This is a genomic window from Sphingobacterium sp. (assembly GCF_032065005.1).
Lineage (GTDB): Bacteria > Bacteroidota > Bacteroidia > Sphingobacteriales > Sphingobacteriaceae > Sphingobacterium.
Window position 1 is genome coordinate 17,469 of record NZ_DAMBMM010000012.1, and the last position, 13,809, is coordinate 31,277.

Genomic DNA, 13,809 nt, shown 5'->3' on the forward strand with positions numbered 1-13,809 from the left:
TTTAATAATTTATTGATTTATTGTGAATTAAAAAATCAAGAGTTAATTACAGCAGCAAAAAGGATATATTTGAAAATATGAATGAAGCTAGGATAAATGGAATTCAATTGGAGATATGCTCCAATTCGATATACTCGGCAAAGCAAGCTCAGGCAGGTGGAGCAAGTAGGGTAGAGCTGTGCCAAAATCTGGAAAATGGCGGTACGACGCCTTCATATGGGCAGATCAAATTGACTAGGGAATCTCTACAAATTGGAGTCCATGTATTGATCAGGCCGCGGTCAGGTGATTTTCTCTATACCGAGGAAGAGTTTCAGGAAATTGTTGAGGACATCCGTTACTGTAAGGAGGTCGGTTGTGATGGCGTCGTTATCGGGATATTAAGGGCAGATGGTTCTGTAGACATGGAAAGGATGAAGGTTTTAGTAGAAGAGGCGAAACCCATGTGCGTCGTGTTCCATAGGGCTTTCGACCGTTGCAAGGATCCTAAACAAGCATTGGAAGATATCATTGCCTTGGGCTGTGACCGAATATTGACTTCTGGTCTGCAAAATACAGCATGGCAAGGACGGGAACTTTTAAAAGAGTTGATAGAACAGGCTGCCGGCCGGATAGAGATTATGCCGGGATCGGGTGTTGATGTAGGCAATGTGAAGGCAATATTGGAATACACAAAGGCGAGTAGTATACATTCTTCTGCAAAGGTCGTGGTAAGATCAAAGATGGAGTATAGATCGGACTCGGTAACAGGGATGGACGAGGATGAAATCTATAGTTCGAAAGAGAAGGTCGAGCAGATCGTAGAGCAAATAAAAAGCCTGTAGAATGTCTACAGGCTTTTTAATATAATGTTTTCTAAACTTATTTAGCGTCTGCTGAAAGTTTATCTAAGATATCATTGTTCTTAGTGATTTGGCTGTTTTTCGGCATTTTGCTTTTTGAACCTGGTTCAATATTACGGCCAAGTTTTAAAAACTGTACTTCAACGCGTGCAACAGTTTTATTTCTTCTATCTTTTCTTTTTAAACGTGTAACTCCCATTGTGATCAAATATTTTTAATTGTTATTAACGAGGTCGGAAGCGGATTCGAACCGCTGTAGGAGGTTTTGCAGACCTCAGCCTAGCCACTCGGCCATCCGACCCTTTTACCTTTACAGGCATGCAAAAATAGGATTAAATTTTAAAATAAAAAAACCTTTTTCGCTTTTTGTTTTTCTAATTGCTTTTAGCCCCCTTAAAGGCTTGATTTTGAATTTAATGCTGATAAATCAGCTTTGGAGGAAAAGGATAATTCATGAAAACTTGAAAATTAATGGTTTGATTATTAATTATTTGCATGAAATAAAATTGCTAAAATAGAGTTTGGTCTAAACTTTGCAAGACTTGGGTGTCTCTCGATAACATGTGTTGGAGGGAGCATAACAAAAAGATAAAATAATAAGACTATGAAAAAATTATTACTTTCATTTGGTGCTGCACTTTTATTAGCAGCTGGAGCTCAAGCTCAAACTAGTTATGGTTTAAAAGCTGGTGTGAACCTAGGTAAATTCTCTAATCAATCTGATTTAGCGAAAGACTACCAATCTAATAATGTTTCATTCTACGTAACTGGTTTTGCTGACCTACCTGTAGCTCCTCAATTCTCCATTCAACCAGGAGTTTCCCTACAAGGAAAAGGAAATAAATACAAATTTGATGGTGATGGATTGGATGGTTCTTCAACTACGAATTTAATGTCAGTTGAGATTCCGGTAAATGCAGTTTACTATATTCCTGCAGGTTCAGGTAATGTATTCTTGGGTGCTGGTCCTTATGTAGGATTCAATGTTTCTGGAAAAGCTAAAAACAAAGGTAACTTAGGTGATTTTGGTGCTGAAGGAGAACGTGATCTGAAATTCTCTGGTGACGACAAAAACATGAACCTAATTGATGCTGGTGCTAATTTTATGGCTGGTTACAAATTCAACAACGGTTTATTGGTTAACGCTGGATATGGTTTAGGATTAACTAATCTTAACCCAAATTCGGATGGAGATAAATTCTCGACTCGTACATTATCATTTGGATTAGGTTTCCAATTCTAGTCGAAATTGAAAAAGGCTTAACAGCCTTAGTGAATAAATTATTGGGCAGTCCTGTTGGGCTGCCTTTTTTTGTTGTATCATTTGGGTTGATATTTAATTTAAAATGAAGGCCTATTTTTTTGGTTTTCATTTTTATCTAAAGAAAATAATGTAATTGTGAAATAATGTTAATTAACTAAATGCTAACAATTAACTTGGTCGATGCTGTTTAGTTTTGGTTCATAAACTAAAAATATTAAGTATGAAAACATTTTTATCCTTACTTGGCATCGCTGGATTGTCCATCTGTGCAGCAAATGCTCAAACTTCCTATGGCCTAAAGGCCGGAATGAACCTTGGGAAAATCACGAGCTATGATTCCCAAAAATTTAATCCTTCCTATTTTGTGACAGGTTTCGCAGATATACCTTTATCAGGTATATTTTCTATCCAACCCGGGATTTCCCTACAAAGCAAAGGGACTAAATTTGTAGACGCCATTCCCAATTGGGATCAAACTGCAACGGACCTCCATACCTCTAGTCTCAATGTGATGTCCATTGAAATCCCAGTCAATGCAGTTTATTACATTCCTGTTGGGACTGGCGATGTTTTCCTTTCGGCAGGTCCTTATTTAGGCTATAACCTCAGTGGGAAATTGAAAAATTCAACGTCTAATTCAAATAAATCCAGTTCTCGGGATGTAGAGTTCAGCGGAAGTAATAAAATGATGAATCGTTGGGACGCTGGGGTCAATTTTGCAGTAGGGTATAAGCTTTCCAACGGATTCTTGATCCAAACTGGCTATGGTTTAGGTATAAGCAACCTGAATGCAGCAAGTAAATCCAAGGATTTCTCAAGCAGAACGTTGAACTTTGGTGTAGGATTTCAGTTTTAGCGAGGGGAGTATTGAGAAGTGAGATTTAAGATTTGAGATATTGAGGAGGACTAAGTACAGCTTAAGAGCAAAGGGTTGGTTATATGCTATAATTCAGATCGGAGTCTAAAAAGTCTTTCAAATTTCTCATATCTCAAATCTTAAATAAAACAAAAGCCCATTTTTCAATGGGCTTTCTTGTTTTTTTCAAAAGAAATCTATCACACTTTGATTTCAACTTCAACACCTGAAGGTAATTCTAATTTCATCAACGCATCAACTGTTTTTGAGTTAGATGAGTAGATGTCCAACAATCTCTTGTAAGAACATAATTGGAATTGCTCACGTGCTTTTTTGTTAACGTGTGGAGAACGTAAAACGGTATAGATTTTTTTCTCAGTAGGCAATGGAATAGGACCACTAACAACTGCACCTGTAGGTTTTACTGTTTTTACGATTTTCTCAGCTGACTTGTCAACCAAGTTGTAATCGTATGATTTCAATTTGATTCTGATTCTTTGGCTCATTATATGAATTTGTTTTTAAGATGACCCCTGGTTAGAGCTATTTGCAACCAGGGATCGGTTTGTTTTTATTCGTATGAATTAGTCTTCGATACCTTTAACTTTTCCTTTAGACTTCGCGATTACGTCATCTTGAACGTTACGAGGTGCATCAGAATAGTGATCGAATTCCATGGTAGAAGTAGCACGTCCTGAAGTGATGGTACGTAACTGAGTTACATATCCGAACATTTCAGAAAGAGGTACTAATGCTTTGATTACTTGTGCGCCATTACGTGAATCCAAACCTTGCATTTGACCACGACGACGGTTCAAGTCACCCATTACATCACCCATGTTTTCTTCTGGAGTCAATACTTCCACTTTCATGATAGGCTCCATCAATACTGGAGAACATTTAGGAAGAGCTTGACGGTATGCCATCTTCGCTGCTAATTCGAAAGATAAAGAGTCTGAATCGACTGCGTGGAATGAACCATCAATCAAACGAACTTTCATACCTGACAATTGGTAACCAGCTAAAACACCATTTTTCATGGAAACTTCAAATCCTTTTTGAACTGAAGGGATATATTCCTTAGGAATAGAACCACCAACGATCTCATTAACGAATTGAAGAGGGTTTTTAACTACATCCCAATCCTCATCTGCAGGAGAGATAACCACTTTGATATCCGCGAATTTACCACGACCACCTGATTGTTTTTTGTAAACTTCACGGTGTTCAGTTGTTCCGTTGATAGACTCTTTGTAAGCTACTTGAGGAGCACCTTGGTTAACCTCTACTTTGAACTCACGTCTCAAACGGTCGATCAAGATATCTAAGTGAAGCTCACCCATACCTGAAATAACTGTTTGACCAGTATCTTCATCAGTTTTAACTACGAAGGTTGGATCCTCTTCCGCTAATTTGTTAAGTCCGATACCTAATTTATCAACGTCAGCTTGAGTTTTAGGCTCGATCGCCAAACCAATAACTGGCTCAGGGAATACCATAGACTCAAGAACGATTGGGTTTTTCTCATCACAAAGGGTGTCACCAGTTTTGATGTCTTTGAAACCAACAACAGCACCGATATCACCAGCTCCGATTCTTTCGATCGGGTTTTGTTTGTTCGCGTGCATCTGGAAGATACGAGAGATACGTTCTTTGTTTCCTGAACGAGTGTTCAATACATAAGAACCAGCATCTAAGAATCCTGAATATACACGAGTGAAACACAAACGACCTACGAATGGGTCAGTAGCGATTTTGAAACCTAATGCAGCGAATGGTTCAGCTTCAGAAGGTTTACGAGAGATCTCTTCGCCAGTACGTGGGTCAGTACCTTTAACAGCTTCTTGATCCAATGGAGAAGGCAATAACTCCATAACGAAGTCAAGCATTGTTTGAACACCTTTGTTTTTGAAAGATGAACCACAAACCATAGGAACGATAGCGTTATCCAATACTGCTTTACGTAAAGCGTCTAAGATTTCACGTTCTGTTAATGAATCTGGATCATCGAAGAATTTCTCCATCAATGACTCATCGTATCCAGCAACAGCTTCTAATAATTTTTCACGGTATTCAGCAACCTCCTCAAGCATATCGTCAGGGATTGGAACTTCAGTAAAGGTCATACCTTTATCAGCTTCATTCCAAACGATACCACGGTTGTTGATCAAGTCAACAACACCAGTGAAGTTGTCTTCCGCACCGATAGGCAATTGAAGCGCTACAGCTTCAGAACCTAACATATCTTTAACTTGCTTAACTACTTTTAAGAAGTCAGCACCAGAACGGTCCATTTTATTGACGAAACCAATACGAGGAACTTTGTATCCGTCAGCTAAACGCCAGTTAGTCTCTGATTGCGGCTCAACACCATCAACAGCAGAGAACAAGAATACTAATCCGTCTAATACACGTAAAGAACGGTTTACTTCTACAGTAAAGTCAACGTGTCCCGGTGTATCAATTACGTTTACTTGGTATTTTTTGTTACGGTAGTTCCAGAATACTGTTACAGCAGCAGAGGTAATGGTGATACCACGCTCTTGCTCTTGTGCCATCCAGTCAGTAGTAGCAGAACCTTCGTGAGTTTCTCCTAACTTGTGGTTAACACCTGAGTAGAATAAAATACGCTCTGTAGTTGTAGTTTTACCGGCATCGATGTGTGCAGCGATACCAATATTTCTTACTAATTTTAAATCTTTTGCCATGTTTTTTATTGCAGTTTGCCTATTGGCTGATTGTTATTTCCTTTGAAATAAATACACCGACTTTGATAATTGAAAAATCCATTATCTAAAGTCGGTGTAAACATATTTGATTCTTTTTGTTCAAAATTAGAATCTGAAGTGTGAGAACGCTTTGTTAGCTTCCGCCATCTTGTGCGTATCTTCTTTCTTCTTAACAGCAGCACCTTCACCTTTAGAAGCTGAAATGATTTCTCCTGCTAATTTCTCAAACATAGTTTTTTCACCACGTTTGCGAGCATAAGAAATTAACCATTTCATACCTAAAGCGATCTTGCGCTCAGGACGAACTTCCATAGGTACTTGGAAGTTTGCACCACCAACACGACGAGATTTAACCTCTACGGCTGGCATTACATTGTTAAGAGCTTTTTTCCAAGTCTCAAGACCATTCTCTTGAGTCTTTTGCTCTACTAATTCAACTGCATCGTAAAAAATTGAATAGGCGATAGATTTCTTACCGTCTACCATCATGTTGTTTACGAAACGAGTTACCTGAACATCGTTAAACTTTGGATCAGGTAAAATGATTCTCTTTTTTGGTTTTGCTTTTCTCATTTTCTTTTCCTCCGTTTATTTTTTCTTACCTTTTGCTGGTGCAGCAGCTGCTTGTCCTGGTTTAGGACGTTTTGTTCCGTATTTAGAACGACGTTGGTTACGACCGGCAACACCTGAAGTATCTAATGCACCACGAATGATGTGGTAACGAACTCCTGGTAAGTCTTTAACACGACCGCCACGAATTAATACGATCGAGTGCTCTTGTAAGTTGTGGCCTTCTCCTGGGATGTAAGCATTCACCTCTTTACCGTTTGTTAAACGAACACGAGCTACTTTACGCATTGCTGAGTTTGGTTTTTTAGGGGTAGTAGTATATACACGTGTACACACACCTCTTCGCTGTGGACATGAGTCCAACGCTGGTGACTTACTCTTGTCTACCAGAGCTACTCTACCTTTTCTAACTAGTTGTTGAATAGTAGGCATTTACCTGTTTTTCTTTTTTGTTTTTGTTAAAAAATGTTTTTAAGTCCGCAAAGATATAAAGAATAATCTAAACTGTAAAGAGTTGTGTGCTAAGTTTTTTGAAATAAATGCCTATTTGTCAAAATTTTATTGTTAAATCTCCGTAACCTCGTCTAATCCAAATAAAAATGCCCTCTAGAAAACTAAAGGGCAGGTATTTTATTCTGATAGGATATTCCTAAGATCTAGCTTAATAGCGTGAAGTCAATCTGTCTTTTTTCAAGATCCACTTTCTTGACCTTGATCTGAACCTCATCCCCCAATTGGTAGACTTTTTTCTTTCGCTGGCCAATGATGGCGAAATTCTTTTCGTCCAAGGTGTAAAAATCGTCAGTGATATCTCTCAAACGGACCATCCCTTCGCATTTGTTCTCTTCGATCTCTACATACATACCCCATTCGGTCACGCCAGAGACGATTCCGGTGTATTCTATGCCGATCTGATCCTGTAAGAACTCCGCTTGTTTGTACTTGATGGAAGCTCTCTCTGCCTCTGCAGCTTTCTTTTCCATTTGCGAGGAATGTTCAGACATTTTTTCATAATGCTCTGCATTCACGTTTTTACCGCCGTCCAGATAGAATTGAAGCAGTCTGTGCACCATCACGTCTGGATATCGACGGATAGGGGAGGTAAAGTGGGTGTAATAATCAAAAGCCAGCCCGTAGTGAGAAGTCTTCTTGGTCGTATAGATTGCCTTTGCCATCGATCGGATCGCCAATGAGGTCAAAAGGTTCTGTTCTTTGGAACCTTCGATTTTTGTCAACAGCGCGTTTAAGGACTTTGCGGTCTCTTTGTCGGTCTTGATGCTCAGGCGATGTCCAAACCTAGAGGCAAACAAAGAAAAGCTGGTCAAGGTCTCCGGATTGGGTACATCGTGGAATCTGTAGACGAAAGGAAGCTTGTTTTTTCCTTTGCCCATTCTTCCGATGAATTCAGCAACCTTACGGTTGGCCAATAGCATGAAGTCCTCGATTAACTTATGGGCTTCTTTTCTAACTTTGGTGTAAACCCCAAGAGGTTCTCCGTTTTCATCAAGATTGAATTTTACCTCTTCGGACTCAAAGCTGATCGCTCCAGCCTTAAATTTACGGTCGCGCAGGATAAAGGCAAGTTCGTTCAGCTTTAAGATTGCTTCGGATAATTCATCTTCTTTTCCTTCGATGATTTCCTGCGCTTCCTCATAGCTGAATCTTCTGTCTGAATGAATGACCGTTCTTCCAAACCATTGATCGATCACATTTGCTTTTTCGTCCATTTCAAATACGGCTGAGAAACATAGCTTGTCCTCATTAGGGCGCAAGGAACAGAGGTTGTTAGAAAGTCTCTCGGGTAGCATGGGGATTACGCGGTCAACCAGGTAAACCGAGGTTCCGCGTTCAAATGCTTCCTTATCCAAAGTGGAGTCCGGAGTCACGTAGTGCGAAACGTCAGCAATGTGTATGCCGACCTCGTAGTTTCCGTTCTCCAGTTTCTTAAATGAAATCGCATCGTCAAAATCTTTTGCGTCCGCAGGGTCGATCGTAAAGGTGGTCGTCGACCTGAAGTCGTGACGCTTTGAAATTTCCTCAGCAGAGATGGAGTCCGAAATTGAATTCGCTGCGTCTTCTACTGCCTTAGGGAATTCGAGTGGGAATCCAAAGTCCGCTAAGATCGCGTTCATCTCGGTGTTGTTCTCGCCTTTTTTACCAAGGACGCTTTTTACAATACCGATGGGATTCTTTGCATTCTTTGGCCACTCCAAAATAGACACCAAAACTTTCTCTCCATTTTTCGCTCCGTTCAGGTTGTCCAACGGGATGAAAATATCGTGCAGCATTTTCCGGTCGTCCGGTTGAAAGAAGGCATAGGATTTTGAAATGTCTATGGTACCGGTAAAGTCTGTCTTTGCACGCTGCAAGATTTCCACCACTTCACCTTCTCGTTTTCTTCCTTTCTTCCTTTCGTAGACATGGACTTTCACGATGTCATTGTGCAGTGCTTGTCTCAGTTTTCTAGGGGCTACATAGATGTCGCTTTCACTGTCATCATCAGGTACGATATAGGCAGATCCGTCGGCAGTCATATCCACCTTTCCAGTGACATAAACATGCAGTTGTTTAAGTTGGAATTTTCCTCTCTCAGGTTGGTGGAAAAGACCTAGTCTTGAACCATCCGAAAGGATGTCTGAAATGGTGGCTTTCGAGTCGCTGTCGGTGATGTTAAGTTTGGCAGCTACTTGCTTATAGTTAAGTGAGGTGTTTCCGGATTTTTCAAAAATGTCTACGATCAGTTGGGTTAAAACTTCTTTGTAAGGATTCTCTTTTTTTGATTTCATAGTCTGTCGTTTTGTCTGTTCCTTCCTTTGAAAATCTTTAAGGGAAGGAGAGGGGAGAGGGTGGAACTAAATGGTTTGCCAGTCAGTATTTTTTGTACTCCTCTGAAACCCGAATCTAATATACTGAAAACTGTCGGTTATTGGTTCATAGCGTTGAAATTGGCTATTTGATTTTTGATCTCATTTGTAAATTAATTAAATATGTATTTTAGCTTATATAAATAACTGATAAATAACATTATAAATAAATTATGCTAAAACATTTTTAACCTGTTGTTTTCGTAAGTTGTTGTTTATTAGGTGTAAATGGGTTTTAATGGAGAAAAACCTGTGTTTTGCTAAAATGTATTTATTGAATTTTTATAACATGTTTGAATACATAAGCGCTTATAAAATAAACATCTATATATTTAAATACTAAATATTAGCAAGTAGTAAAAAAGTGATTTAGCTTAAGGTTTAGGGGTAAAAAAAATACTCTTGAAATTTCTTTGGGTCATGAAATTTCAAGAGCAATTTATAAAAAAAATATGAATATTTACGAGGATTTCTCGTTACAAATGTCGCAGATTCCTACAGCGTTTATGGCAATGGAGTGCAAAGAAAAATCGGTAGGAAGGTTGATTTTGGGCAAGGCTATCTCCTCCAGACAGTAGACAGAATTGCAGACTGAACAGATGAAATGAACGTGCTGATCATGGTGATGGTCCGCTGAGCACTTCGTCGAACAGAAGGCATAAGTCGCAGTTCCATTCAGGTCGAAAACCTTATGGAGGATACCCTTTTCTTCAAAGCTTGCCAAGATTCTATAGAGGGTTACACGGTCTATTTCAGACCCTAAAATCTTCTCCAATTCGGGTTGTGAAATTGCTGAAAGTTTGGTGGAAATAATATCCAAAACTCTTAGTCTCGGTTGGGTGATTTTAAGTTGATTTGCCTTTAATACCTGGCTGAATTCTTCTAGTTTTTCCGGATCCAATTCCGTGCTCATATCCGCTTTCATGGTATAAATTTACACAATTAAATTGGGTATAAAAAAAGCCTCCAATTTCGCATTGGAGGCCTTATATTTTATCAGGAAACAGTAGACTATTTACCTGCTGCTTTTGCGTGGTCAGCTAAGAATTGAGCCAATCCGCTATCAGTTAATGGGTGCTTCAATAAAGCTAAAATAGCTGATAAAGGACCAGTCATTACATCTGCACCAATCTTAGCACAGCCTAAAATATGTGCACTATGGCGTACTGATGCCGCTAAAATCTGTGTTTCAAACCCGTAATTATCGTAGATTTCACGGATTTCTTCGATTAATCCTAAGCCATCAACAGAAATATCATCTAGACGGCCAATGAATGGAGATACATAGGTAGCACCTGCTTTAGCCGCCAATAGCGCCTGACCAGCAGAGAAAACTAACGTACAGTTGGTTTTGATGCCTTTTTTACTGAAATATTTAATCGCTTTAATACCGTCTTTGATCATTGGAACTTTAACAACAATCTTGCTGTCTAATGCTGCTAATGCCTCGCCTTCTTTGATCATTCCTTCATAATCTGTAGAAATTACCTCTGCACTAACGTCTCCATCAACGATATCGCAAATAGCTTTATAGTGATTTATTACATTTTCTTCGCCAGAAATACCTTCTTTAGCCATTAAGCTAGGGTTGGTTGTTACTCCGTCTAAAACGCCAAGATCTTGAGCTTCTTTGATTTGTTCAAGGTTTGCGGTATCAATAAAAAATTTCATGATAGTATTTGAATTAATTTGTTTTGTAGAACTTTTGATTATCCTTTAGGATAGGCAAAGGTAATTATATTGTTTCAAGATTTGAAGTTATTGGCTTCATATCCAAGATATTTATTACGTTTCAGCGCATTTTTAATATCAGATGCAACAATTTCCAGCTTTCTCCTGTTAATAATGGAGAGCCATTGTAATAATTCATTCACTTACAATAGGTTTTTTCCGTTTTGGGTTTCAATCCTTTATCTTTAAAAAAGCTGTAACAACAATCCGCATTTCATGCAAATATTTAGATCTCTCCAATACCCCAACTATCGATTACATGTTATAGGGCAATCAATTTCCCTTTTAGGTACTTGGATGCAACGGATAGCCATCAGCTGGCTGGTCTATCAACTGACAAATTCTGTCTTTTGGCTAGGTTTTGTTTCCTTTATTTCCTTACTTCCATCGCTTGTTTTATCCCCTTTTATTGGTGCTTTCGTCGATAGACATAAGAAATATAAACTTGTTCTTATTACCCAGATCGGCCTGATGGTTCAAGCCGGCTTATTGGCATTATTGGTCTATTTAAAGCTGGAATCCGTGCTGTATTTATCTATTTTAGGCTTTATTCAAGGCGTTGTGAATGCATTTGATGTATTGGGAAGACAGGCTTTGCTGGTGAATTTGGTCGATAATCGTAAAGATTTACCCAATGCTATCGCTTTGAACAGTTCCATATTCAATGCTGCGCGGATGGTCGGACCGGCAATTGGAGGGATTTTACTCTCAACTTATGGGGAGTTGGCTTGTTTTACACTAAATTTTTTGAGTTTTATCCCGGTAATTATCTGTCTTTTGCTGATGAAAGTAACGGAACATGTCATTGTAATTCCAAATGAAACTTCCTTCCAAGGCCTAGTACATGGTTTTAATTACCTCAAGAGATCACCGCATATTGCATCTTTGATCGTGATTTTAAGCATTTCTAGCTTATTGGTTATTCCATATACCTCACTTTTGCCTGCCGTGGCGAGGGAATTATTTTCGGGAAATGAGCGAACCTTCTCCTGGTTTGAGAGTGCTGCTGGATTAGGAGCCATGATCGGAGCGATCAATATGGCAAGGTTAAAAACTGGCGAAAACCTGAGGTATCGGATTATGTTTGCAGCCTTTTTTATGGGTATTTCTTTGGTCTTATTGGCTTTTGCCCATTATCTACCGTCTGCTTTACTGTTCACAGGCGCGGTTTCATTTTCCATGATGATGCAGAATTCATCGATAAATACCTATATACAAACCCACGCAATGCCAGCATACAGAGCTAGGGCAATGTCTTATTATGTGATGGCATTCCAAGGGATCTTCCCAGTCGGAAGTTTATTGACAGGGGCCATTGCTGAAATTGTAGGTATTAAAAACACCCTTTATATCATGGGTGGATGTGGAATTCTATTGGCTATAGGGTTCTATATTTATTTAAGGCTTCATATTCAACGCCGGTTGTTTAAGTTCAATTTACGCTGATTTAAGGTCAATATATTCTTTTTGTAATCTATTTTAGCTCCATACAATTTTAAGATATCGCCTCCTAAAACCCCGATTACCGGATCTAATCCTATCTGACTATATGCATAATTAATGGAACTCAGGTCTAAAACAGCCGCTGTAAAGTTCTTGGTGGACCAATCTGCCATTTTTATTTGGGGAATGGTGATCATGAAACTCTGCATATTGTTGGTTCCAAGTCCTGTAGATAAGATATCGGTGTTAAGGAACTCCTCCTCATTTATTCCTGAATTCAAAAGGGTTTCCTTGTCCAACACGGTTTTTGAAGCGCCAGTGTCGATGACCATTTTAAAATTCTTGTCAAAAATCTCGATCTCTGTAATAATATGAAAGCCATCGGCTTGCAGGCCGATGACTTCAAATGGAATATTTTGCATTTAAATGAAATTCTGAAATAATATTGAGCTATTTTTTGAGTACCCCTTCGGCATAAAGAACATCGTTCATTTTGCGTACAGCCTCTGCACTTGCCTTGAACAGTTCTTCTTCCTCTGCAGATAAGTTCATCGGCACTATTCTGTCCCAACCTTTATTATTGATGATAACGGGAACACCGATATTGATGTCTTCCTGTCCATATTCTCCTTCTAGGTAAACGGAAGCCGTGAATAATTTATTCTGGTTGTGGACTATACTTTCTACCATCGCTGCTGCTGCTGCGCCTGGTGCATACCAAGCAGAAGTACCGATTAAAGCAGTTAATGTTGCGCCTCCAACCATGGTTTTCTTCACAATTTCTTGCTCTTCTCCCTCAGTTAGGAAATCGGCAACCGGTACGCTGTTCCATGTCGCATGTTTGATCAGTGGAATCATCGTGGTATCGCCATGACCACCAATTACGATGGCATTCAGGTCATTGGCCGATGCATTTAATTTATCACTGATTTGATATTTAAAGCGTGCAGAATCCAATGCGCCGCCCATACCGATGATTCGGTTTTTAGGCAATCCACTAGATTTTAAAGCTAAGTAGGTCATTGTATCCATTGGATTGGAAACAATTAATATGATGATATCTGGAGAATGTTTGATAAGATTTTCAACTACAGTCTTTACAATATTTGCGTTCGTACCGATCAATTCCTCCCTGGTCATACCTGGTTTCCTAGGAATTCCAGAAGTAATCACGGCCACTGCTGATCCTGCTGTTGCTAAATAATCATTGGTAACACCTTTTATCTTTGAATCAAATCCTAAAAGGGCAGAAGTTTGCATCATGTCTTGGGCTTTCCCCTCTGCAAATCCTTCTTTAATGTCTAACAAGATGATTTCTTCTGCTACATTTTTTCTTACCAGATTATCAGCGGTCGTTGCTCCAACTGCCCCTGCTCCAACTACGGTTATTTTCATATAGTTAAGGGTTATGTTTATTTCCACTAAATCTAACAAAAATAATCGTCAATCGCAGGCTAAATAGCGTCAATTTAATGTAAATCAATAATTACAATGCAAATAATCCGAAAGG

Annotated in this window: 14 protein-coding genes and 1 tRNA gene; 4 read left to right on the forward strand and 11 right to left on the reverse strand. The window is 39.1% G+C overall.

The window, feature by feature from the left end; all coding sequences use genetic code 11:
- Positions 1 to 77 precede the first annotated feature (77 nt).
- Positions 78 to 824 carry a copper homeostasis protein CutC gene (locus tag RT138_RS16285; protein ID WP_313191523.1) on the forward strand — a complete coding sequence of 249 codons (747 nt, stop codon included), beginning with the start codon at positions 78 to 80 and terminating at the stop codon, positions 822 to 824.
- 37 nt (positions 825 to 861) lie between these two features.
- On the opposite strand, the gene RT138_RS16290 is transcribed toward RT138_RS16285, so the two are convergent.
- Positions 862 to 1,041: a spore protein gene (locus RT138_RS16290; protein ID WP_185213581.1), complete on the reverse strand. Its 180-nt coding sequence runs from the start codon at positions 1,039 to 1,041 to the stop codon at positions 862 to 864.
- A 31-nt stretch (positions 1,042 to 1,072) separates the two neighbouring features.
- Positions 1,073 to 1,143 (reverse strand) — tRNA-Cys (locus RT138_RS16295).
- Positions 1,144 to 1,446: 303 nt separating this feature from the next.
- On the opposite strand from RT138_RS16295, the gene RT138_RS16300 reads away from it, so the two are divergent.
- Positions 1,447 to 2,085 (forward strand): porin family protein, encoded by a 639-nt coding sequence (locus RT138_RS16300; protein ID WP_313191524.1) that lies wholly within the window; start codon positions 1,447 to 1,449, stop codon positions 2,083 to 2,085.
- A 241-nt stretch (positions 2,086 to 2,326) separates the two neighbouring features.
- Complete coding sequence (locus RT138_RS16305) at positions 2,327 to 2,962, forward strand: porin family protein (RefSeq protein ID WP_313191525.1); 636 nt, start codon at positions 2,327 to 2,329, stop codon at positions 2,960 to 2,962.
- A gap of 200 nt (positions 2,963 to 3,162) precedes the next feature.
- Here RT138_RS16305 and rpsJ read toward each other — a convergent pair whose 3' ends face one another.
- The 7 genes from rpsJ to fsa form a co-directional block, all read right to left on the reverse strand.
- Positions 3,163 to 3,468 carry a 30S ribosomal protein S10 gene (rpsJ, locus tag RT138_RS16310; protein ID WP_013667229.1) on the reverse strand — a complete coding sequence of 102 codons (306 nt, stop codon included), beginning with the start codon at positions 3,466 to 3,468 and terminating at the stop codon, positions 3,163 to 3,165.
- Positions 3,469 to 3,546: 78 nt separating this feature from the next.
- The gene (gene fusA, locus RT138_RS16315) at positions 3,547 to 5,670 is read right to left on the reverse strand and encodes an elongation factor G (protein ID WP_185217259.1); all 2,124 of its coding nucleotides are present in this window, start codon (positions 5,668 to 5,670) and stop codon (positions 3,547 to 3,549) included.
- Between the two features lie 126 nt (positions 5,671 to 5,796).
- Positions 5,797 to 6,264 carry a 30S ribosomal protein S7 gene (gene rpsG / locus RT138_RS16320; protein ID WP_093095001.1) on the reverse strand — a complete coding sequence of 156 codons (468 nt, stop codon included), beginning with the start codon at positions 6,262 to 6,264 and terminating at the stop codon, positions 5,797 to 5,799.
- A gap of 15 nt (positions 6,265 to 6,279) precedes the next feature.
- The gene (gene rpsL / locus RT138_RS16325) at positions 6,280 to 6,693 is read right to left on the reverse strand and encodes a 30S ribosomal protein S12 (protein WP_002993550.1); all 414 of its coding nucleotides are present in this window, start codon (positions 6,691 to 6,693) and stop codon (positions 6,280 to 6,282) included.
- A gap of 224 nt (positions 6,694 to 6,917) precedes the next feature.
- Entirely contained in the window at positions 6,918 to 9,047 is a 2,130-nt protein-coding gene (gene rnr, locus RT138_RS16330; RefSeq protein WP_313191526.1) for a ribonuclease R, read from the reverse strand.
- A gap of 538 nt (positions 9,048 to 9,585) precedes the next feature.
- Complete coding sequence (locus RT138_RS16335) at positions 9,586 to 10,050, reverse strand: Fur family transcriptional regulator (RefSeq protein ID WP_185213585.1); 465 nt, start codon at positions 10,048 to 10,050, stop codon at positions 9,586 to 9,588.
- An 86-nt stretch (positions 10,051 to 10,136) separates the two neighbouring features.
- Positions 10,137 to 10,796, reverse strand: a complete 660-nt coding sequence (gene fsa, locus RT138_RS16340) for a fructose-6-phosphate aldolase (RefSeq protein ID WP_185213586.1) — start codon at positions 10,794 to 10,796, stop codon at positions 10,137 to 10,139.
- 276 nt (positions 10,797 to 11,072) lie between these two features.
- Between fsa and RT138_RS16345 the strand changes: the two genes are divergently transcribed.
- Positions 11,073 to 12,302 carry an MFS transporter gene (locus RT138_RS16345; RefSeq protein WP_313191527.1) on the forward strand — a complete coding sequence of 410 codons (1,230 nt, stop codon included), beginning with the start codon at positions 11,073 to 11,075 and terminating at the stop codon, positions 12,300 to 12,302.
- Here RT138_RS16345 and RT138_RS16350 read toward each other — a convergent pair.
- On the reverse strand, positions 12,269 to 12,721 hold the full coding sequence (locus tag RT138_RS16350) for a retropepsin-like aspartic protease (RefSeq protein WP_185213588.1): 453 nt from the start codon (positions 12,719 to 12,721) through the stop codon (positions 12,269 to 12,271). The two genes, RT138_RS16345 and RT138_RS16350, sit on opposite strands and share 34 nt — an antisense overlap.
- A gap of 28 nt (positions 12,722 to 12,749) precedes the next feature.
- Entirely contained in the window at positions 12,750 to 13,694 is a 945-nt protein-coding gene (locus RT138_RS16355) for a malate dehydrogenase (RefSeq protein WP_313191528.1), read from the reverse strand.
- Positions 13,695 to 13,809 lie beyond the last annotated feature (115 nt).

Excerpts from the sequence above, each read along its gene's own strand:
- RT138_RS16285 (WP_313191523.1), top strand. The coding sequence starts at position 78 with ATGAATGAAGCTAGGATAAATGGAATTCAATTGGAGATATGCTCCAAT.
- RT138_RS16290 (WP_185213581.1), bottom strand. The coding sequence starts at position 1,041 with ATGGGAGTTACACGTTTAAAAAGAAAAGATAGAAGAAATAAAACTGTT.
- RT138_RS16300 (WP_313191524.1), top strand. The coding sequence starts at position 1,447 with ATGAAAAAATTATTACTTTCATTTGGTGCTGCACTTTTATTAGCAGCT.
- RT138_RS16305 (WP_313191525.1), top strand. The coding sequence starts at position 2,327 with ATGAAAACATTTTTATCCTTACTTGGCATCGCTGGATTGTCCATCTGT.
- rpsJ (WP_013667229.1), bottom strand. The coding sequence starts at position 3,468 with ATGAGCCAAAGAATCAGAATCAAATTGAAATCATACGATTACAACTTG.
- fusA (WP_185217259.1), bottom strand. The coding sequence starts at position 5,670 with ATGGCAAAAGATTTAAAATTAGTAAGAAATATTGGTATCGCTGCACAC.
- rpsG (WP_093095001.1), bottom strand. The coding sequence starts at position 6,264 with ATGAGAAAAGCAAAACCAAAAAAGAGAATCATTTTACCTGATCCAAAG.
- rpsL (WP_002993550.1), bottom strand. The coding sequence starts at position 6,693 with ATGCCTACTATTCAACAACTAGTTAGAAAAGGTAGAGTAGCTCTGGTA.
- rnr (WP_313191526.1), bottom strand. The coding sequence starts at position 9,047 with ATGAAATCAAAAAAAGAGAATCCTTACAAAGAAGTTTTAACCCAACTG.
- RT138_RS16335 (WP_185213585.1), bottom strand. The coding sequence starts at position 10,050 with ATGAAAGCGGATATGAGCACGGAATTGGATCCGGAAAAACTAGAAGAA.
- fsa (WP_185213586.1), bottom strand. The coding sequence starts at position 10,796 with ATGAAATTTTTTATTGATACCGCAAACCTTGAACAAATCAAAGAAGCT.
- RT138_RS16345 (WP_313191527.1), top strand. The coding sequence starts at position 11,073 with ATGCAAATATTTAGATCTCTCCAATACCCCAACTATCGATTACATGTT.
- RT138_RS16350 (WP_185213588.1), bottom strand. The coding sequence starts at position 12,721 with ATGCAAAATATTCCATTTGAAGTCATCGGCCTGCAAGCCGATGGCTTT.
- RT138_RS16355 (WP_313191528.1), bottom strand. The coding sequence starts at position 13,694 with ATGAAAATAACCGTAGTTGGAGCAGGGGCAGTTGGAGCAACGACCGCT.